A 19,601-nucleotide genomic window follows, 5' to 3' on the forward strand; every position below is an offset into this window, starting at 1 on the left:
TTTTTGGCTGCTCTAGCTGGTGGCTAGAAACGTCAGTTCAGGGCAGGTCATGCCGGGGATGAATTCGATGATGTCATACTCTGCCAGATCATGCCTGGAAAACGGGTCCAGTGCCAACTGTTCCAGCAGGGCTTCTTTACTTTCGGCCTGGGCCAGGATGACTCCGCCGGTGCGCGGTACGCGGCGGCCCGAGGCCATGAACGTACCCAGTTCGTATTGCTGCTTCAGATATTCAATGTGCGCTGGTAGATGTTGATCGATGGTTTCCAGCGGAACCTTGTAGTTCAGGAGTACGATGAACATGGCGGCTTCTCTTGGTTGCGATGATTCTTGGAAAGCAGGGACACTAGGGCATCTCCCCGGCCGAGGCAACCCGATGGGAGTGTCTCCGGTTGACCTGTGCGGGCTTTTCGGTTGAACTGAGTCAAGGACCTCGGTACGTCCCTGCTGCCCTGTCCAAGGATAGGCCAAGGAAGAGGTTCATCGTCCCATTCGGACCATTATCAAACTCAAAGGAACAACCATGATCGGTACCATGCGGCGACTGGGTCGCCTGTTTCATCCGCAGAGCGCAAAATCCGTCATTCTGGCGTTGGACCACGGCGTGAGCGAAGGCATGATTCCCGGACTGACCGAGATTCCACTACTCATCGAGGGCATGAAGCATCTGCCCGTGCAGGGTGTGGTGCTGAACAAGGGACTGGCGCGGGCTTCCGTGGGCAGCCTGAGCCTGGACAAGAATGTGTTCGTGCATCTGTCCGCTGGCACCAAGCATGGTTTGCCCACCTATAATCAGAGCCTTGTCTGCTCCGTGAACGAGGCCCTGCGCCTGGGGGCGGATGCGGTGTCCATGCACGTGAACATCGGCAACGACCTGGAAGACCGCATGTTGCAGGACTTCGGCATGGTCACCGACGAGGCCCATGCCATGGGCATCCCGGTCATGGCCGTGATCTATGCACGCGGCGGGCAGATCGTGAACGAGCTGGACCCCAGCTTGATCACGCATTGCATCCGTCTGGGCGGCGAGTTGGGCGCGGATGTGGTCTGTGTGCCCTATTCCGGGGACAAGCAAAGCTTTGCCATGGGCGTGGCCACCTGCCCTGTGCCTGTGTTCATTACCGGAGGCCCTGCCCAGCCCAATTGGAAGGCCGCCAAAAAGATGATTGCCGAGGCCATGGAGGCCGGAGCCTCGGGCGTGACCATGGGCCGCCCCATCTTCCAGCACAAGGACCCGCTTAAGGCCCTGGCGGAGGTCTGCCAGCTGGTGCACGGCTCCACCGAAGGCGTGGAGGTGCAGATCACCAGTCCGGCCAAGGATGCGGCACCTTCCAAGGCAGAGTCCGAAGCCCCGCCCAAGCCCAAGAAAGCGACAGCCAAAACCGCACCGCGCAAAAGCACGGTCAAGTCCGCCAAGCGCAGGACAGCCACCAAATCGGCCAAGTCCAGCCCCAAGGCCAAGAAGAAGTAGGGAGTACCATGTCCGGCACAAGCACAAAGACCTTTGATGTGAGCTTTGCAGGTGGCGTGGCCATCGAAGCCAAGATTGGCGACCATGTCATCCGCACCGACCAGTCCAGGGACGAAGGTGGGCAGGATAGCGGCCCCACGCCCTTTGGTCTGCTCATGGCCTCGGTGGCAACCTGTTCGGCTGTCTATGCCGTGCGCTTCTGCGAGAACCGCGAGATTCCCATCGAGGGCATGAAGCTGCGCGCGGTGTGCGAGTTCACGGACAAGCCCTTTCACATGGACAAGATGACCCTGGAACTGACCCTGCCCGAGGGGTTCCCCGAGAAGTACAAGGGCGCGATTTTGAAGGCGATGAATTTGTGTGCGGTCAAGAAGAACATCATCGATGCGCCGGAGTTCGAGACTGTTATTGCAGAGCGTTAAGGTGGGGCGCTGAAATTCCTTCGCTTGCGGTCTTGCAAGCAAAGTTTTTGAGCGCCCCGTGAAGAGGAGATTCGCTTAAGCTTTTAGTGGCATGATCCTCGTTGCAGCTTGCGCCAGGGTGGCAGGAAGAAGATGATATGAAAAGCTACCTCGAATCGGCTATCAGCCCTCACCAGATAACGGTTTGAGTAGTATTGATTGAAATAGAGAAAGGTTTTGGGGATGGGGTCCGGGGAAGGGGCCTTTTCCTCAAAAAGGCCCCTTCCCCGGCAATATTCAAAACTCACCCTTTTCCCTTCCCTCCCGAAAGGTTTCATGGCCGACATCCGCGAATACATCGAGGCGCTCAAGGCGTCGGAACGCATGGGGCATCTGGTGGCGCACCACGAGATTATGCCTGCGCGCGAGGCCGAGTACGGCCAGTGCCGCCGCGCTTGGCCCGTGACCGTGGAGCGCGTGCTGCACGAGCGCGGCATCGAGCAGTTGTATTCGCATCAGGCCCGGTCCATGGACGTGCTCAGAAGCGGGCGTAGCGTGGTGGCGGCCACACCCACGGCCAGTGGCAAGACTCTGATCTACAATCTGCCCGTCATCGAGCAGGTCCTGGCAAACCCGGACAGCCGCGCCCTGTATCTGTTTCCCTTGAAGGCCCTGGCCCAGGACCAGTTGAAGGGCTTCGAGGAGCTGGTGGCAGCCTGGCCCAAGGACACTCGGCCCACGGCGGCCATCTACGACGGCGATACAACGGCATGGTTCCGCAAGAAGATCCGAGAGACCCCACCCAATGTGCTCTTGACCAACCCGGAGATGCTGCACCTGGCGCTCATGCCCTATCATGAGAACTGGGCGGCGTTCTTTGCGGGACTGACGCACATCGTGGTGGACGAGGTGCACACCTATCGCGGGGTGCTTGGCTCGCACATGGCCCAGGTCTTTCGCAGGCTGAAACGTGTCTGTCGCCGTTACGGCGCGGACCCGGCCTTTGCGTTTTTATCGGCCACAGTGGGCAACCCCCGCGAGCTGGCGGCCCAATTGACTGGGGTCGAGGTCGAAGGCGTCACCGAGAGTGGTGCTCCTCAGGGGGCACGCCATTTTTTGTTCCTGAATCCGGCCCAGACCATGGCTGACAGTCCGTCGCAGGTGGCGATTCTGATGCTCAAGGCCGCGTTGTCGCGTGGGATGCGAACCATTGTTTACACGGGCTCGCGCAAGATGACGGAGCTCATCGCCATGTGGGCCTCGGAGCGGGCGGGCAAGTACAAGGGCAAGATCAGCGCCTATCGCGCCGGATTCCTGCCCGAGGAACGCCGCGACATCGAGGAACGCATGGCCAGCGGCGATCTGCTGGCAGTGATCTCCACCAGCGCGCTGGAATTGGGCATCGACATCGGCAGCCTGGATTTGTGTATTCTGGTGGGCTACCCCGGCACCATCATGCAGACCCTGCAACGTGGCGGACGCGTGGGTCGGGCGCAGCAGGAATCCGCTGTGGCGCTCATCGCGGGCGAAGATCAGCTGGACCAGTATTTCATGCGCAATCCGCAGGACTTTTTTGCCCGCCCCCCCGAGCAGGCGGTGCTCAATCCGTACAACCCCAAGATCGTTGAGAAACACCTTGTCTGCGCAGCGGCTGAACTGGCTATGAGGCCAGATGAGCCGTGGCTTGCCGAGGACGGGATAGTGCCCATCGTGCGCGACCTGGAGTTGCGGGGCAAGTTGCTGTTCTCCGCGGATGGCGACACCATTCACTCCCACCGCAAGCGTCCCCATTACGAGGTGGATCTGCGCGGTTCGGGCGGACAGTTCCAGATTACGACCCGCATCGGGCAGGACAACGGGGGTGCCGACCCGGCCAAGGAAGTCAGCGTGGGCCAGATCGACGAGCAGCGGGCCTACAAGGAGACGCATCCCGGGGCCGTGTACCTGCACCGGGGCAAGACCTATGTGGTGGATGATCTGGACATTGGCGGGCGCACGGTGCGTGTGGTCCCGGCCAAGGTGGACTACTACACGCGGGTGCGCACGGAAAAGACCACGGAGATTCTGTCCATTGACGGTGTGCGCTCGGCCTGGGGCATGCGTGTGTTCAAGGGCCGGCTCAAGGTCACCGAGCACGTCACGGGCTATGACAAGCGCCGTACACGCGGTGGCAGGCTGCTGACGCTGGTGCCGCTGGACCTGCCACCCCTGACCTTCGAGACCGAGGGCCTGTGGATGGAGATTCCGCGTGGGGTGCAGCGCCGCGCCGAGGACGAATACATGCATTTCATGGGTGGCATCCATGCCCTGGAGCACGCGGCCATAGGCATCCTGCCGCTGCTTGTCATGACCGATCGCAACGATCTGGGCGGTATTTCGACCCCGTTTCACCCCCAGGTGGGGGCGGCGGCGGTCTTTGTCTACGATGGCACACCCGGTGGCGTTGGCCTGTCATTCCAGGCCTTTGACCAGGCCGAGGAACTGTTGGAGCGGACCCTGGGCGTCATCGCCGGCTGCCCCTGCGAGGTGGGCTGCCCGTCGTGCGTGCATTCGCCCAAATGTGGCTCGGGCAATCGGCCCATCGACAAGGCCGCGTCGCGTTTTCTGCTGGAAGCCATCCAGAGTGAGGCTGGACCGGACATTGATGCCCAAGCCCTGATGGAGGCCTTTGTGCCCCCTGAAGTCGTGAATGCTGAGCCTGCATCTGCTGCGAAACAGGGCAAGAATACAGTGGGTGAGGCGAGTGAAGCATCCCGGAAAGCCATGTCAGATAAGGATCTAAATCAAAGTAATACGAAAAAACATACGATACGTATTGAAGTCCAGGAGCAGACCGGTCGGAAATCTAATCCAGGCACTTCGCATGGGCAGAGGGCACAGTCACCTTCGGACGTGAAACAGTTGGATTCGGAACAGGAGGCCGTCATGAATGCCACTGAAAATGGTCGCTACGGGGTCTTTGACCTGGAGACGCAGCGTTCCGCCGCCGAGGTGGGCGGCTGGCACAAGGCCTATAAGATGGGGGTGTCCTGCGCCTGCCTGTTCGATTCGGCCACGGGTGAGACTCGAGCCTATCTGGAAGAAGAGGTGCCTGAACTCATTGAGGATTTGCAGGCCCTGCCGTTGGTGATCGGCTTCAATATCAAGCGTTTCGATTACACGGTGCTCAAAGGGTATTCACGTTTCGACTTCAAGACCCTGCCCACACTGGACCTGTTGCAGCGCGTGCACGAGCGACTGGGCTACCGTCTGTCCCTGGATCATCTGGCGCAGACGACCCTTGGGGCCAAGAAATCAGCCGATGGTTTGCAGGCTCTGGAATGGTGGAAACAAGGCCGCATCGACGACATCGTGAAATACTGCAAGCAGGATGTGGCCGTGACCCGCGATCTGTATCTGTATGGGCGGGAGAATGGGTATCTGCTGTTTACCAATAAGGCGAAGAACGTGGTCAGGCTACCTGTCAGTTGGTAATGGAGACCACCCATAACTCCCCGCTGACGTTGTTACAGCAAAAATCTTAAACTCTTACATAGCTAACGATGCTGAGGGCTTGAGATTTTTTTTGTGCCTAGTCAGCGAGGTTTCTGAACAGTCTGCGGTAAGAAGGAAATAGAACTGTCGCTCAAGCCCTCGGATAGGTTAGGCTCTTCCTCGGCCTTGAACTTTCTTCGCGCCGGGTCAGTCCGGTTTTGGAACCCATTGCGGGGGAGAGGGAGTTTTCGACCGTCCACCCACACCTCCTCTGGTCCGGCTGAAGGCGGACACCTGGATTCAATGCTTCCGCCGTGACTCCGCGCAAACGGCAAGGAAGACTTACAGCTTCCGCTTGGTCAGAATCGCAAGCTGCAACTGCTGCGTGTAGTATTCGCAGTCCCGCTTCTTGGCGTTCATGTTGCCTTCAATGTAGCTGTACTGCTGCCCTTGGGCAGAGCCGGGCTTGTAGCGCTTCCCGGCGACGAGTTTGTTCCAGCCGGTGGCCAGTTCATTGTATTCCTGGCAGGAGTTTCTGGCGTTTTCGGTATTGGCCATGAACGTTTTCAATTCAGCGGGATTGGAAAAGAAAATGGCACTGGAATAATAGAGCGGCTTCTCCTTTTTCGGGACAAGGAATCCCCCGGTACACTCCATGGCGATCCAGTCCTTGGGGCTGACTTGCGCCATGACCCAGGCATGGCTCATGCCCTCAAGGTAGCTGGTGGTGCTCGCCATGATGTCACGATCGGGATTGCCACCAGCAAGTTTGGCGTTGAAGCCTTTGGTGCGCACGATATTCCAGACATCCATGGCCATGTCCGCGCACATGTAGAGATCGTTGCCCATATAGGTGTGGTTCTTGCGGTAGTCCGTGAGAATATCTTGAAGAATCGCCAGCTTGAGCACCATTGCAGATACTTTTTTTGGTTTTTGAGGTGCCGCCGATGTTTTCTTGCTGCGATCGATGAGGGGCTTGCGCTTTTCGGGCTGAGGTTCCGGCTTGGGTTGGGGAGTGGTCGCCACCACCGGGGCTTCGGTTTGCTGCACCTGTTCCGGAGCCGAATCACAGCCCGCAAGCAGGCAGGCAGCAACAAGCAAGGCACACAACGGTGCCAGAAAACGATGCGACATGGACTTATCCCCCTCTTCCATGAATTGTTTTTGAATAGAGAATGGCCTACCAGAAAGGCCATGTCGGATCAATGATCGGTCAAGACGTTCTGGTTCCGTGAGCAGGCTCGGGGGTTGAGCCTTTGTTGAAGCTGCTTTCCGACCTGTTGCTAATTGCCTTTCAGCCCATGCAGGGCCTTGATCCGTGCCAGCACCGGCGGGTGCGAATAATGCACGAACACATAGGCCGGGTGTGGGGTCAGGTTGGAGAGGTTGGCCACGGAGAGGGTTTTGAGTGCACTGATCAGCGGTTCGGGATCGCCTGTTGCCTCGGCGGCAAAGGCGTCGGCCTCGAACTCATGCCTGCGCGACAGCATCTGGGCCGCAATGCCCAGCACCAGCGCGACGGGCGTGTAGAGCAGCATGAAGAAAATCAGCCCAGCATGGATGGAGACCTGCTCCATACCAAAGGCCGCGAACAACTCTCCGTTGTCCAGAAACAGTGACATCAGAAACAGCACCAGCCCGGTCTTGGCAATGCCCATGGCCGTCATGCGCAGAATATGCCCACGCTTGTTATGCCCCACCTCGTGTGCCACCACGCCCACTATCTGCTCCGTGCTCATCTGTTCGATAAGGGTGTCGAACAGGGCGATGCGTTTCTTCTTGCCGAAGCCCGTGAAAAAGGCATTGGACTTGGCCGAGCGCTTGGAGCCGTCCATCATGAACAGCCCGGACAGGGTGAAGCCCGTTTTGGTGGCAAGGGCCTCGATGGCATTTCTGAGTTCGCCATCGGGCAGGGGCGTGAACTTGTTGAATAACGGCAGGATCACCACGGGCGCGATGTATTGCAGGCCGATCATGATGGTCGTCACGCCTATCCAGGCCCAGAGCCAGGCCAGAGGCCCCGTGGCCTCGAAGAACCACAGCACCATGCCAGCCAGCGGCCCGCCGATGGCCACGGTCAGCACCCAGGCCTTGAGCTTGTCCAGGGCGAAGGTCCGCGCGTTTGTGCGGTTGAAGCCGAAGCGTTCCTCCAGCACGAAGGTCCGATACAGGGACAGGGGCAGGGCCGCCAGATCATTGATCAGGAACAGCAGCCCGAAGAAAATCAGCCCTGTGCCGATGCTGTCCAGTCCGAAGGAGCGGGCCAGCATGTCCACGACATTGAAGCCGCCCAGCAGAATGAAGGCCGGTACGATGATGATGCCCAGCACCTCTTCCACCAGGTCCAGCCGCGCTCCGGCACGGGTGTAGGCCTGGGAGCGGGCGTATTCGTCGGCCTCGAAGACATCCTTGAATTGCTCGGGCAGCGCCGGGTCCAGAGCGTGCAGGTTGAGCTGGCTCACGGTTGTTGTCAGCACAAATCCGGCCAGCATGGACCCCAGAATGATGATCAGGTAGATATTCATGGAGGGCAGTCTCCCGAATTCGGCATCATTTGAAAAGACCTTTGTGAAGGGCCATGGAAAGCGACGCACCGGTCATCTTTCGATTCCACGGCGAGTTGAAGCCACTCATCAACCCCGGAGCCTATGCACCGAGCCCCGGGCGTGATGGCGTGCGCGAGGTTCGGCGTAGCGGATTCGTGATCTACCCCGTGACGCGTAGCGCTTCACTCAAGGATGCCATCGAGGCACTGGGCATCCCGCACACCGAGGTGGGCTGCATCACTGTGGATGGCTTGGCGATGGGCTTTGACGAGCCTTTACTGCCGGGACTGACCGTGGGGGTGTACCCCGTGAATGCGCCCACGGATGTCACCCTTGCCCACCCACTGCGCCCTAAGCCTCTGGCGGATGTGAGCTTTGCGGTGGACGCCTGTGTGGGCAAGCTGGCTACCCTGCTTCGGCTGCTGGGGCTGGACACCGCGTATGAACAGGATTGGGACGACGACGAATTGGTCGAACTGGCCAGTGAGCAAGGACGCATCGTGCTCACGCGGGACAAGGCCCTGCTCAAGCGCTCCGCGGTCAGCCACGGGCGGCTGGTCCGTGCCCAGGAGCCCACGGAGCAATTGCTGGAAGTCCTGACCCACTTTGGCCTCAAGGGACCATTCACGCCCTTTGTGCGCTGCCTGCGTTGCAACGACCTGCTGGAGCCTGTGTCCAAGGCCGAAATTCTGCACCTGTTGGAACCCCTGACCAGGAAGCATTATCACGAGTTTCACCGTTGCCGGTCCTGCGGGCGCATCTATTGGCCCGGATCGCACCACGAGGCCATGCGTGAGTGGCTCAACAGCGTAGGGCTGGATTGAGTATTGGCGAGGGCTGATAGCTTGTTTTGTGTGCCTGCTGAGGGTCGTTGCGGGCATACGCCTGACGTGAATCATGTTTCTGGCCTTCTGGCTATCTGCCATGGGGCGATGTCACGAAAAAGCCCGGCCTCCTTGCGGAGACCGGGCTGTCTGATTGTATTGGCTGTGTTGCCTTAGACCTTGGCGCCCTGCAGCTCTTCGGTGGTGAAGTCCCAGGACACGTTATGGGGAGGCAGTTGCTCCTTGAACCAACGCGGCAGTTGGTCGTCCTTTTCGGTGAACCCGGCGCGCTCGTTGAAGTCCTGCTCGTCGCGCAGTACGGACTCGCCCAGGCCGAGGATGTCGGCCACGGTGAACTTCTGTCCGAAGCGGGCGGAGAGCATGTCGGCTACAACGTCCAGGGCTTCGGCGCTGTCCAGCACCGCGAAGGCTACGAACAGACACAGGCCTGCGGAGTCTACGGCGGCGGTGGCGATCTGCAGAGCCTTGGAGGTCTCGATCTGGCCTTCCTTGCCGTGGGAATCGACGTCGCCGCCGACCTTGAGCACGTTCTGACAGACCGCGTATCCGGCGGTGTGGTCCGCACCCTGAGTGGTGGTGGCATAGGTCACGCCAACACCCTTGACCGCACGGGGGTCATAGGCGGGCATGGACTGATTCTTGACCACGGGCACACGGTCCACGCCGTAAGCGTCGGCAGTGAAGACTGCGCCGTTGCCGATCATGCGGCCCAGCGGATCGTTGGTTCCGACCTTCTTCAACAGGGCCAGAGAACCGGGAGCGTCGCCCCATTCGAGCAGGCCACCTTCCATGGCCATGGCGATGGTGTTGCCCATCTCGATGGTGTCGATGCCCTTCTCGTCACAGGTGCGGTCCATCTCGGCGATGAGGTCCAGGTCATTGACCAGACAGTTGGGACCGAAGGCCCACAGGGTCTCGTACTCGAACCCGGAGGTCACGTACTCGCCCTTGGCGTTGTTGTAGCACTGGGAGCACTGGATGATGCAACCGGGGTGGCAGCCTTCCTTGGTCTTGCCGCCGCGCTTTTCGATGTTGGCAGCCATGGTCTCGCCGGACACGTCGTTGGCGTGCTCGTAGCGGCCTTCGCGGAAGTTCTTGGTGGGCAGAGCGCCAGCCTCGTTGATGATGTTCACCAGAATGGCGGTGCCGTAAGCGGGCAGGCCCTCACCGGTGACGGGGTGGCCCTTCAGGATATTCACCCACTTCTTGCTGGCTTCCTTGAAGGCGTCCTTGTCGGCGTATTCCACGCGCGGGGCGTCCTTGTCGTCCACGATCAGGGCTTTGACCTTCTTAGAGCCCATGACGGCACCCAAGCCACCACGACCAGCGGAGCGGGCCGGACGGCCATCGGGGTCGGTGAACTGGATGGTGGAGGCTTTCAGCCCTTGGCAACCGGCAGGGCCGGCCAGTGCAACACAGGCCTTGCCACCGAATTTTTCGTCCAGAATCTTGGCGTAGGCGTAGTTGTCGGTGAGCACATCGCCTGGAGCGTCCTCGATGGTGACGCCGTCCTTGTCAATCTTGATGGTCATGAACGGGGCGTCGGCCTCGGGCTTGCCTTCAAGGACAATGCCGCCGATGCCGAGCTTGACCAGCTTCTGGGAGACAACGCCACCGGAGTTGGACTCCTTGATGCCGCCGGTCAACGGGCTTTTGGCGCCCACGGAGATACGGCCGGAGTTGGCGGCCGTGGTGCCCGTCAGGATGCCCGGGGCGATGATCAGTTTGTTGTACTTGGACAGGGCATGACAGTCGGCGGGGACTTCCTTGTTGACGATGCGCGAGGTCAGAGCACGGCCGCCAAGGCCGGCGTATTCGCCCATCTCTTCAAAGGTGAAGGTCCGCTTGCGGGTGTTGATGCGAAGTAGTTTGCTCATACTGAACCCTCCTGCAAATTAAGTATCGTAAATTGGTGATTGCACGCACAGCTACAACTCATTAGCATCTATGCCCATGCATAGTGAATGTCAAAGAAACCTAGATGGTTACAATGTGTTTCTTTGACTGATTTGAAGGCTGATATGTCACTTGGTGTTTCTGTCCCAACCAGAAGCAACCAGTGACAACCATAACAAACTATACGAGCTGTTCAATGAGCAAAAAGAAGCATAACAAGTCCGAATCCGAAGAGCGGTTGGTCCTGACCCTGAGGCCGGATGATGCCGGGGGCTTTGCCCGGGCCTGGGCCTTGGCGTTGCATGATGGGTTTCTGCTGCGCGTTCCCGGTGCCATGAGTGTCATGGATTTGCTCACGGAATTCGTTGGGCTGGATGCCTCCTACGTGGATGATCGCATCAGGGCTATATTTCTGGATGGACATCCCGTGGACGACTTGGACGCCGCTCCCGTGGGCAATGGCAACGAATTGTCCCTGTCCAGCGCCATGCCCGGTGTGGCAGGCATTACCATGGGCCGTAACAACGCCATTGCCGTCTATCGCGAAGGCATTACCTTTCAGTGTGATGGAGACTGCGACGAAAGAGCGGGGTTGATCCGCGTTCGGCTATTTAATTTTATTGCCCGGGAAACGGCGCCACAGTTCATGGCTCTGGGTGTGGGGCTTGATGGTCGGGGGTGGCAACGCGTTGTTCATGATGCGCCTGCCGAGTTCTGGTCCTGTGTGGTGCAGGCGAAGCTGGACGGCGTTGCTGTTTCCACTGATGTGCTGTCCACGTTGCCGCCGCCGGAAGAAGGGTGCGTTCGTTTTTTGCAGATCATCAATGGCGGGAAGTAGGCAGGGCCGTTTTCGTGCGTTCTGGCGTTGTGTTTCTGCCTCGCGTACGAAAAAGGCCCCGGAGCAAATAGCGCCGGAGCCTTGAATAGTCGTTCTGACGGCGTGTGGACCGTGCTATTTCTTGGGCAGCCAGGCGGCGACCTTGTCGGGGTTGGCGTCAACCCATTTGCGGGCGGCTTCCTCCGGCTCCATGTCGCGGGCCCAGAGCATGACCTGCTGGCAATCGTCGAGAGTCCAGTGGAAGGCATCCAGCACGGCGTAGACTTCGGGCATGTCTTCGGCCAGCCCCTTGCGGGCGTATGTGCCGATGAATTCGGCATCGCCGAAGACTTTTTTGGGGTCGTCGAGGTATTTCAGATCCCATCGGCCAAATTTCCAGTGGGGTGTCCAGCCGGTAACCACGACGGGTTCGCCCTTTTCTATGCTCTCCTTGAGGACGGCGGTCATGGTTGCGCCGCTGCCTCCCATCAACTCGATGTCGAGATCGTATTCCTTGATGGCGAGTTCGGCCTTGCTCATAATGCCTGCTCCAGGATCAATGCCAATCATCAACCCCTTGAACATGTCCTCCTTGCCGCGCAGATCTGCGATGGAGTTCAGTTCGACATAGGCCGGAACCACAAGGCCGATACGCGCACCTTCAAGGTTCTTGCCCAGATAGTCGAGCTTGTCGCCGACTCGGTCCCGATAGTCGCCGTGGGTCACGGGTAGCCACGCACCCGTGAAAGCGTCGACATTGCCCCATGCGGTGCCCTGCCACATGACGGCGGCGCTTACGGGGATGGTTTCCACCTCGTAGCCGAGGTCCTGCAAGACTGTCTGTACCACAGAGGTACTGGCCACGGTCTCGGCCCATTCCACATAGGCGAGTTCGACCTTGTCGCCCGCCTGGGCGGAACCGGTCATGATGGCTGTTATGGCGAACAGCCCCAAAAGTATTGCTTGGACCACCTTGGCGGTAAGCGTCATGACATTCACGAATATCTCTCCTGAGTTAATGTTCGGTATTGTACCGCCGCAGATCAATGATCTGTGGAAGTAATACGTTCACGTAGAGGGGGCGCACCCTACGGCACGAAATTTTATAGTGCAACCTGACATATCACGATTGGATGGTGCCAGAATACAACCACGGGATTCAGCTTAAGACACAGAGAATTGCGGTCCGAAATCGGTGAAAGGGCGGTGCCGATTCGTGAGTCACCCCGGTCGTTGTTTGCTTTTTCCCGTTGTTGAGATAATCTTGCAGCTTCACTTCAAACGGACCTTTGGAGGCCCTGTGAAAGACGGATTCTTCAACGTAGTCAGCCCGGTCGAATTTGCCGCGCTGCTGGCTAATTTTCCGCACCTGGAGGCAGAGACGGTTCCTTTGGCCGAGGCCCGTGGGCGAGTGCTGGTCACGAGCGCTGTGGCGCCTCATGATCTGCCTCTGGTCAATCGCTCATGCATGGACGGTTTTGCCCTGAGCGCCCGCGACGCTTTTGGTGCCAGCGAAGCCAATCCTGCGTATCTGGACAAGGTTGGCGATCTGGCCATTGACGAGCCTGTGGATGTTGTTCTGGAACCGGGCCAGTGCGTGGGCATTGTTACGGGAGGAACCCTGCCCGAAAGCACGGACGCTGTGGTCATGGTCGAGCACACTGGCGATTTAGGTGCAGGCACCATTGAAATTCGTAAGTCATCGGCTCCGGGCGATAACGTGATGCGACGTGGTGAGGACGCCACGTCCGGCGAGACGGCGCTGGGTGCCGGGACCGTGCTGAGGCCCCAGGAAATCGGGCTGTTGGCCGCACTGGGTTTTGCCGAGGTCATGGTCTATCGCCGTCCGCGTTGCGGGATCATCTCCACGGGAGACGAGCTTGTGCCCGTGACCGAAACACCGCGTCCCGGACAGGTGCGCGACGTGAACTCCCACGCCCTGGCCGCGCTCATTGCTGTGGCAGGGGGAACGCCCACCCTGTATGGGCTGGTACCCGATCAGGAACAGGCGTTGGTCCAGGCGGTTGCCCGGGCCGTGGACGAGAACGACATGGTCTTTATTTCCGGTGGTTCCTCCATGGGGGTGCGCGATCTGACCCAAGCCGTCATCGAGGTTCTGCCTGATTCCGAAATTTTGGCCCACGGAGTGGCCGTGTCGCCTGGGAAACCCACCATTTTGGCTCGTGTGGGCCGCAAGGCAGTGTGGGGCCTGCCCGGTCAAGTGACCTCGGCTCAGGTGGTCATGCTGGTTTTTGGGTGCCCATATCTGCGTCATGTCCAGGGCGAGCCCGAGGCTTTTGATGTGTCGCGCAGGCGCACCTTCCCCGCCCGCCTGGCGCGCAATATCCACTCCAAGCCTGGTCGTGAAGACTATGTGCGAGTAAGGCTGGAAGCCGGTGAAGCGCATCCCGTTCTGGGCAAGTCCGGGCTGCTGCGGACCATGATCCTGGCCGATGGGTTGGTGTGCATTCCTGCGGATAGCGAGGGGTTGGAGGCTGGAACACTTGTTGACGTCTGGCTATTGAGTTGATGGGGCGTTGAAAAAGGGCCGTCTGCGTTGTTGTTTCAAAAAGTTGAAAATATTGAGTATGTTAAATACTTGTCGGTCTTGAATCCCTTTTGCGTCTAGCATCCAACCCTTTTTGAACGCCCCGCGGAAAGAAGTGACGGCCGGGCATTCGGCCTTTTTAAAACGGCGCTGAAGTGAACGATTTTCAGTGTACTTATGAGGCCGACCTGTTGACTGGTTTTAAGGCGATTAATCTGCCACAGTGAGCATAACATTTCTTGTTGAAAAGGCGGGGTGTCCGACAGCCCGTGACCCTATCCCGAATCTGGAGCATCCATGAAACGCAATATCTATCTGGACACAATCCCCATCGACGAAGCCCTGGACAGGGTGCGCTCGGCATTGGACCGCGAAGCCTTGGTGGGCGTGGAGTCCGTGCCTGTGCACGAGGCTGCGGGACGGGTTACGTCACACGCAGTGTATGCCGAATTGTCATCGCCCACGTATCACAGCGCCGCCATGGATGGCATTGCGGTCAAGGCCGAAGCCACCTTTGGGGCGCGTGACGACAAGCCTCTGGAGTTGATTCAGGGTGAGGGATACATCCCTGTGAACACGGGCAATCCTCTGCCTGCGGGGATGGATGCGGTGATCATGATCGAGAACGTGGTGCCTCGGGAAGAGGGTCGCGTGAGCATCGAGGCTCCGGCTTTCCCCTGGCAGCATGTGCGGCGTATCGGTGAGGATATTGTGGCCACGGAGTTGCTCATCCCGCAGAATCACGTGATGTCGGCCTATGACGTGGGTGCGCTTCTGTCCGCGGGCATCTGGGATGTGGACTGCTACGAGCGCTTGAAGCTGCATATCATCCCCACTGGTGACGAGGTGCTGGACTTCGAGACCCGCCCCAAACCCGAGCCCGGGCAGGTGGTGGAGAGCAATTCGCAGATATTCATGTCCCTGGCCAAGGCCTGGGGCATTGACGCCGTGCGCGTTCCGCCCGTGCCGGACAAGCCCGAGGCCCTTGGCGCCGCCGTGCAGCAGGCTCTTGAGTCCGACGCGCATGTGGTGGTCATCGGTGCGGGGTCCAGCGCCGGAGCCAAGGATTATTCGCGCGCCACGATGGAGCGCTTCGGGCAGGTGTTGGTGCACGGTATCAAGGCCATGCCCGGCAAGCCCTCGCTGCTTACCGTGGCCAATGCCGAGTACGGCGGGAAACTCATAGTGGGTGCGCCCGGATACCCTGTGAGTGCGGTGGTTTGCTTTGAGGAATTATTGGCCCCGCTGGCGGCCTGGATGACCCGGAAATTTGCCAAGCGCAGGCCCAAGGTCGAGGCCGAATTGACACGGCGGGTGCCCTCCAAGCTGGGCATGGAGGAATTTCTGCGCCTGTCCATCGGCAAGGTGGGGGGCAAGTACGTGGCCACGCCTCTGGGACGCGGTGCGGGCATGATCACCACTCTGACCCGTGCTCAGGGCATGGCCCGTATCCCGGCCAATTCCGAGGGCGTGGAGGCCGGTCAGACCGTGGAGGCCGAGTTGCTGGTGCCCGGTGCGGCTCTGGATCGTATCCTGGTGGCCGTGGGCAGCCACGATAACACCTTGGATTTGCTGGCGGATGCATTGATGGGGCTGGATCATCCCATTCGCCTGGCTTCGACCCATGTGGGCAGCATGGGCGGACTCATGGCCGTGAAGAACGGCTCCTGTCACATGGCCGGGACGCATTTGTTCGAGCCCGATGCCGAGGATTACAATTTTCCGTTCACAGACAGGTATCTGCCGGGCCTGGATGTAACTCTGGTCAACCTTGCCATCCGGCATCAGGGCCTGATCGTGGCTCCGGGTAATCCCAAGGATATCAACTCGGTGCAGGCTCTGGCCCGCGAAGACGTGCGTTTTCTGAACCGCCAGCGCGGCGCGGGGACACGCATCCTGCTGGATCACCATCTGCAGCAGGCGGGCATCCATTCCGCGGATGTCACGGGCTACGACAAGGAAGAGTTCACGCATATGGCCGTGGCCGTTAACGTGTTGACCGGTGCTGCGGATTGCGGGCTGGGCATCATGGCTGCTGCCAGGGCCCTGAAGCTGGATTTCGCACCTCTGGCTCGTGAACGCTATGACCTGCTCATTCCCACGGCGTTTCTGGACGACCCCAAGGTCCAGGCCGTGCTGGAACTGATCCGTACTGCGGAGTTCAAGGCAGGTATTATGGAACTGGGTGGGTACGAAACCACACTGACCGGGCTGGTCATGGAGCCGGGCATGGGGCTGGGCGTTTAGAATCATTGGCAAAGCAGGCCGGTATGGACCTTGATGGGGTGCACAATCGCATGGAGCCTCGGGCCGGGTTACGTATTGACCCTTTACAAGGCCTATGGTTTATGGATATACGCCCTCTTTTGACACGAGTTATAAATTTACTTTGGAGGAAATAGATATGGCTAAGCACAAGAGACACGAACGCGCCAAGGAACTGGATCGTCGCCGCAAACGCAGAAAAGAGCGCATCAAGGAACGTATCCGCGAAGCCAAGGCTGCCAAGGCTTAACTCCGGTTTATTGTTTGCGCCGGGGCGGCCAGGAAGGCGTCCCGTTCGTTTCGCTGTTCCGGCGCCCTGTTTATATTCACTGACGACGCTAGGTTGACACCCTTTCGCGGCGTGCTTAGCTCATGGGCTTAGAGCATATTGCCGTGGAGGTTAGGTAGAACACAATGCCGATTTACGAATATTGTTGTAAGGATTGCGAGCAGATTTTCGAAGAATGGCAGCGCAATCACGATGAAGTCGAGGCCACCTGCCCCGTTTGTGGCGGCGAGGCCCAGCGCATCATTTCCAATACATCTTTCGTGCTCAAGGGTACGGGCTGGTACGTGACCGACTACGCCAATGGGCGCAGCACCGGGAGCGGCAGCGCCACCTCCGATGCCGCTTCTGGCGGTAACGGTGATGGTGACAAGAGCACTGCCAAGGCAGACACTTCGTCCGCAGGCAGTGAGTCCAAATCCGAATCGAGCACCCCGCCCGCAGCCAGTGGAGGCACCGCCTCCAAGGCGGACAGTTCAGCGGCGCAGTCTTAGTGGCGCCAGGCAGCTCACGCTGCCTTTTTTTTTGCAGCCACCACCGGACAGGGCTTGTTCCTGCCGGTCAACCCCGAACCACCCGACGGATTCCCCAATGATCGAACGCTACACCCGCCCCGAAATGAGCGAGCTGTGGACCCTGGAAAACAAGTTCCGGGTCTGGCTGGAAGTGGAAATAGCCATCTGTGAAGCCTGGAATCGCCTGGGCGTGATCCCGGACGAGGATATGAAGAATATCCGCGACAAGGCGGATTTCGACCTGGGTCGCATCCTCGAGATCGAGGAGCAGACCAAGCACGACGTCATTGCCTTTTTGACGGCCGTGGAAGAAAAGGTCGGCCCGTCCTCGCGTTTCATCCATCTGGGATGCACCTCTTCGGATATCGGTGACACCGCCAATGGTGTGCTCCTGTCCCGGGCCAGTGAGATTCTGGCGCGGGATATCGAGACCGTTCTGGGAACCTTGAAGGATATGGCCTACGAGCACAAAGGGCTGCTCTGCATGGGGCGCACCCACGGCATCCATGCCGAACCCACCAGCTATGGCCTGAAACTGGCCGGGTACTTCGCCGAATTCAAGCGTCATCAGGAGCGCTTCCTGCGTGCTGCCGATGGTGTGCGTGTGGGCAAGATTTCCGGGGCCGTGGGCACTTATGCCCACCTGAACCCCGAAGTGGAGCGCATCAGTTGCGAGATCCTGGGCCTGGAAGTGGACCCCATCTCCACCCAGATCATCCAGCGTGACCGCCACGCCGCATTCTTCACCGCCCTGGCCGGTCTGGCCGGTGGCGTGGAGCGCCTGTGCGTGGAGCTTCGCCACCTGCAACGCACCGAGGTGCGCGAGGTGGAAGAAGGCTTCTCCAAGGGCCAGAAGGGGTCCAGTGCCATGCCCCACAAGAAGAACCCCATCTCTGCCGAAAACCTGACGGGCCTGTCCCGGCTGGTGCGGACAAACTCCCTGGCCGCCATGGAGAACCAGGCCCTGTGGCACGAGCGCGACATCAGCCATTCCTCGGTAGAGCGCGTGATCATGCCCGATTCCACGGGTCTGATGAACTACATCCTGAACCGTCTTTCCGGGCTGCTCAGGCGGATGCGCATCATCCCCGCCAATGTCGAGCGCAATCTGAAGGGTTCCTTCGGGCTGTTCTTCTCGCAGCGGGTACTGATGGAGATGCTCTCCCAGACCGATCTTGAGCGCCAGAAGGTCTACGAGATGGTTCAGCGCGTGGCTTTGCGTTGCTGGGACGAAGGGTTGCAGTTCCCGGACGAGGCCCGCAAGGATCCCGAGATTTCCGCCGTGCTCAGCCCCGAGCAGCTGGATGAAATCTTCGACTACGGCTACTACCTCGGACAAGAGGACATGATTTTCAACAGGGTGTTCGGAGACTAGAATGCAGGAACTGAAAAAGAAGCTGGCCAGGATTCTCATCGAGAAATCATACAAGGAAGGGGATTTCACCCTGACCTCCGGCAAGAAGAGCGAATATTACTTTGATTGCAAGCAGACCGCGTTGCATCCTGAAGGGTCCTATCTGCTGGGTCGCTTGTTTTTGGAAATCCTCAAGGAATATGCTACGGTCGACGGGGTTGGAGGCATGACCCTGGGTGCAGACCCACTGGTTTCTTCGGTGACCGTGGTCTCGCACCTGGAAGGACGCCCCCTGCCCGGGTTCATCGTTCGCAAGAAGTCCAAGGGCCATGGCACCGACCAGTATCTGGAAGGTCTGGCCAACTTCGAGGCTGGCGACAAGGTCGTGATGCTCGAGGACGTGGTCACCACCGGCGGCACCCTGATCAAGGCCTGCCAGCGGGTGAAGGACGCGGGGCTCGAGATTGCCGGTGTCATCAGTGTGCTCGATCGGGAAGAAGGCGGACGAGAGGCCCTGGCCGAGGCCGGATACACCTTGAAGTCCATTTTCATCAGGAGCGAATTGCTCAATGCGGCTGCTCTCTAGAATATTCATCCTGATTCTGGCGGGACTGGCGATGACCGCCTGCCAGTTGACGGAAAAATCGGCCCAGGACCTGCTTTGGTCGGATTTGAATGACCCGTACGTGCTGTCCACCAAGGACTGGACCCGCAGGGCCGCCGTCTATGATGGGGTCAATCTGGCCTTTGCGGCCACGGCCACGGCCAAGTCCTTGGACTGGCGCGAGGCCTTTGCCGCCCGTTACGCCGATACCTATTCCCAGACAGCCGCCGAAGCTGCCCGGGGCCTGGTCATTCAGCGGGACGCCCATGCGGCCTTCACCGAGATTGTCCTGGCCCTTGAAAGTCCGACCCTTGAGGTGGGCAAGCTTTCCGTCAGGGATGAGCAGTGGAAGGTGTTTGCACTCCAGGGGGAAAACAAGCTATACCCCCAGGAAATCCGGCGGTTGAAGGGCAAGGCGTGGCCAGACAGCAAGTTGGGTACGTTTTTTCCGTATTTCAATCGGTGGCAGAAATTTTACGGGTTGCGCTTTGAGCGCATGGCCCCCGGTCCCCTGAAGCTGGTCGTTTCCGGGCCCGCTGGCCGAGTGGAGCTGGGATGGGAAGAATTCAAGTAGGGGTG

16 protein-coding genes are annotated in these 19,601 nt (G+C 59.4%); 11 read left to right on the top strand and 5 right to left on the bottom strand.

Features of this window, described 5'->3' with window-relative positions; translation table 11 throughout:
* Positions 1-12: 12 nt before the first annotated feature.
* Positions 13-303, bottom strand: a complete 291-nt coding sequence (locus EL361_RS13595; protein ID WP_126380427.1) for a YciI family protein — start codon at positions 301-303, stop codon at positions 13-15.
* Positions 304-523: 220 nt separating this feature from the next.
* On the opposite strand from EL361_RS13595, the gene EL361_RS13600 reads away from it, so the two are divergent.
* The 3 genes from EL361_RS13600 to EL361_RS13610 all read left to right on the top strand — a co-directional run bounded on the left by EL361_RS13600 (position 524) and on the right by EL361_RS13610 (position 5,346).
* The gene (locus EL361_RS13600; RefSeq protein ID WP_126380429.1) at positions 524-1,471 is read left to right on the top strand and encodes a class I fructose-bisphosphate aldolase; all 948 of its coding nucleotides are present in this window, start codon (positions 524-526) and stop codon (positions 1,469-1,471) included.
* Positions 1,472-1,479: 8 nt separating this feature from the next.
* Entirely contained in the window at positions 1,480-1,893 is a 414-nt protein-coding gene (locus EL361_RS13605) for an OsmC family protein (protein ID WP_126380431.1), read from the top strand.
* 315 nt (positions 1,894-2,208) lie between these two features.
* Positions 2,209-5,346 (top strand): DEAD/DEAH box helicase, encoded by a 3,138-nt coding sequence (locus EL361_RS13610; RefSeq protein ID WP_232034788.1) that lies wholly within the window; start codon positions 2,209-2,211, stop codon positions 5,344-5,346.
* A gap of 342 nt (positions 5,347-5,688) precedes the next feature.
* Here EL361_RS13610 and EL361_RS13615 read toward each other — a convergent pair whose 3' ends face one another.
* Positions 5,689-6,480 (bottom strand): hypothetical protein, encoded by a 792-nt coding sequence (locus tag EL361_RS13615; RefSeq protein ID WP_126380433.1) that lies wholly within the window; start codon positions 6,478-6,480, stop codon positions 5,689-5,691.
* Positions 6,481-6,629: 149 nt separating this feature from the next.
* Complete coding sequence (locus EL361_RS13620) at positions 6,630-7,871, bottom strand: M48 family metallopeptidase (RefSeq protein WP_126380435.1); 1,242 nt, start codon at positions 7,869-7,871, stop codon at positions 6,630-6,632.
* Positions 7,872-7,924: 53 nt separating this feature from the next.
* On the opposite strand from EL361_RS13620, the gene EL361_RS13625 reads away from it, so the two are divergent.
* Positions 7,925-8,716: a Mut7-C RNAse domain-containing protein gene (locus EL361_RS13625; RefSeq protein ID WP_126380437.1), complete on the top strand. Its 792-nt coding sequence runs from the start codon at positions 7,925-7,927 to the stop codon at positions 8,714-8,716.
* Between the two features lie 173 nt (positions 8,717-8,889).
* Here the strand turns inward: EL361_RS13625 and EL361_RS13630 are convergent, their stop codons facing one another.
* Positions 8,890-10,614, bottom strand: a complete 1,725-nt coding sequence (locus EL361_RS13630; protein WP_126380440.1) for an aldehyde ferredoxin oxidoreductase family protein — start codon at positions 10,612-10,614, stop codon at positions 8,890-8,892.
* A 215-nt stretch (positions 10,615-10,829) separates the two neighbouring features.
* Between EL361_RS13630 and EL361_RS13635 the strand changes: the two genes are divergently transcribed.
* Positions 10,830-11,471 carry a hypothetical protein gene (locus tag EL361_RS13635; protein ID WP_126380442.1) on the top strand — a complete coding sequence of 214 codons (642 nt, stop codon included), beginning with the start codon at positions 10,830-10,832 and terminating at the stop codon, positions 11,469-11,471.
* Positions 11,472-11,585: 114 nt separating this feature from the next.
* Here the strand turns inward: EL361_RS13635 and EL361_RS13640 are convergent, their stop codons facing one another.
* The gene (locus EL361_RS13640; RefSeq protein ID WP_126381496.1) at positions 11,586-12,440 is read right to left on the bottom strand and encodes a glycine betaine ABC transporter substrate-binding protein; all 855 of its coding nucleotides are present in this window, start codon (positions 12,438-12,440) and stop codon (positions 11,586-11,588) included.
* 310 nt (positions 12,441-12,750) lie between these two features.
* Between EL361_RS13640 and EL361_RS13645 the strand changes: the two genes are divergently transcribed.
* From EL361_RS13645 to EL361_RS13670, 6 genes are all read left to right on the top strand, one after another.
* The gene (locus tag EL361_RS13645) at positions 12,751-13,980 is read left to right on the top strand and encodes a molybdopterin molybdotransferase MoeA (protein WP_126380444.1); all 1,230 of its coding nucleotides are present in this window, start codon (positions 12,751-12,753) and stop codon (positions 13,978-13,980) included.
* A 315-nt stretch (positions 13,981-14,295) separates the two neighbouring features.
* Positions 14,296-16,245 carry a molybdopterin biosynthesis protein gene (locus tag EL361_RS13650; protein ID WP_126380446.1) on the top strand — a complete coding sequence of 650 codons (1,950 nt, stop codon included), beginning with the start codon at positions 14,296-14,298 and terminating at the stop codon, positions 16,243-16,245.
* 432 nt (positions 16,246-16,677) lie between these two features.
* Positions 16,678-17,043, top strand: coding sequence for an FmdB family zinc ribbon protein (locus tag EL361_RS13655; protein WP_126380448.1), 366 nt, complete (start codon positions 16,678-16,680; stop codon positions 17,041-17,043).
* 97 nt (positions 17,044-17,140) lie between these two features.
* Positions 17,141-18,439, top strand: a complete 1,299-nt coding sequence (gene purB / locus EL361_RS13660; protein WP_126380450.1) for an adenylosuccinate lyase — start codon at positions 17,141-17,143, stop codon at positions 18,437-18,439.
* A gap of 1 nt (position 18,440) precedes the next feature.
* Positions 18,441-19,004, top strand: coding sequence for an orotate phosphoribosyltransferase (gene pyrE, locus EL361_RS13665; protein WP_126380452.1), 564 nt, complete (start codon positions 18,441-18,443; stop codon positions 19,002-19,004).
* Complete coding sequence (locus EL361_RS13670) at positions 18,988-19,596, top strand: hypothetical protein (RefSeq protein ID WP_126380454.1); 609 nt, start codon at positions 18,988-18,990, stop codon at positions 19,594-19,596. Before pyrE ends, EL361_RS13670 begins: the two co-directional genes overlap by 17 nt.
* The last annotated feature ends 5 nt before the right edge of the window (positions 19,597-19,601 follow it).

It is taken from the genome of Desulfovibrio ferrophilus (assembly GCF_003966735.1).
GTDB lineage: Bacteria > Desulfobacterota > Desulfovibrionia > Desulfovibrionales > Desulfovibrionaceae > Desulfovibrio_Q > Desulfovibrio_Q ferrophilus.

Coding starts and splice junctions, on each gene's coding strand:
- EL361_RS13650 (WP_126380446.1), top strand. CDS start 14,296: ATGAAACGCAATATCTATCTGGACACAATCCCCATCGACGAAGCCCTG.
- EL361_RS13630 (WP_126380440.1), bottom strand. CDS start 10,614: ATGAGCAAACTACTTCGCATCAACACCCGCAAGCGGACCTTCACCTTT.
- EL361_RS13595 (WP_126380427.1), bottom strand. CDS start 303: ATGTTCATCGTACTCCTGAACTACAAGGTTCCGCTGGAAACCATCGAT.
- pyrE (WP_126380452.1), top strand. CDS start 18,441: ATGCAGGAACTGAAAAAGAAGCTGGCCAGGATTCTCATCGAGAAATCA.
- EL361_RS13635 (WP_126380442.1), top strand. CDS start 10,830: ATGAGCAAAAAGAAGCATAACAAGTCCGAATCCGAAGAGCGGTTGGTC.
- EL361_RS13625 (WP_126380437.1), top strand. CDS start 7,925: ATGGAAAGCGACGCACCGGTCATCTTTCGATTCCACGGCGAGTTGAAG.
- EL361_RS13615 (WP_126380433.1), bottom strand. CDS start 6,480: ATGTCGCATCGTTTTCTGGCACCGTTGTGTGCCTTGCTTGTTGCTGCC.
- EL361_RS13655 (WP_126380448.1), top strand. CDS start 16,678: ATGCCGATTTACGAATATTGTTGTAAGGATTGCGAGCAGATTTTCGAA.
- EL361_RS13670 (WP_126380454.1), top strand. CDS start 18,988: ATGCGGCTGCTCTCTAGAATATTCATCCTGATTCTGGCGGGACTGGCG.
- EL361_RS13600 (WP_126380429.1), top strand. CDS start 524: ATGATCGGTACCATGCGGCGACTGGGTCGCCTGTTTCATCCGCAGAGC.
- EL361_RS13605 (WP_126380431.1), top strand. CDS start 1,480: ATGTCCGGCACAAGCACAAAGACCTTTGATGTGAGCTTTGCAGGTGGC.
- purB (WP_126380450.1), top strand. CDS start 17,141: ATGATCGAACGCTACACCCGCCCCGAAATGAGCGAGCTGTGGACCCTG.
- EL361_RS13640 (WP_126381496.1), bottom strand. CDS start 12,440: ATGACGCTTACCGCCAAGGTGGTCCAAGCAATACTTTTGGGGCTGTTC.
- EL361_RS13620 (WP_126380435.1), bottom strand. CDS start 7,871: ATGAATATCTACCTGATCATCATTCTGGGGTCCATGCTGGCCGGATTT.
- EL361_RS13610 (WP_232034788.1), top strand. CDS start 2,209: ATGGCCGACATCCGCGAATACATCGAGGCGCTCAAGGCGTCGGAACGC.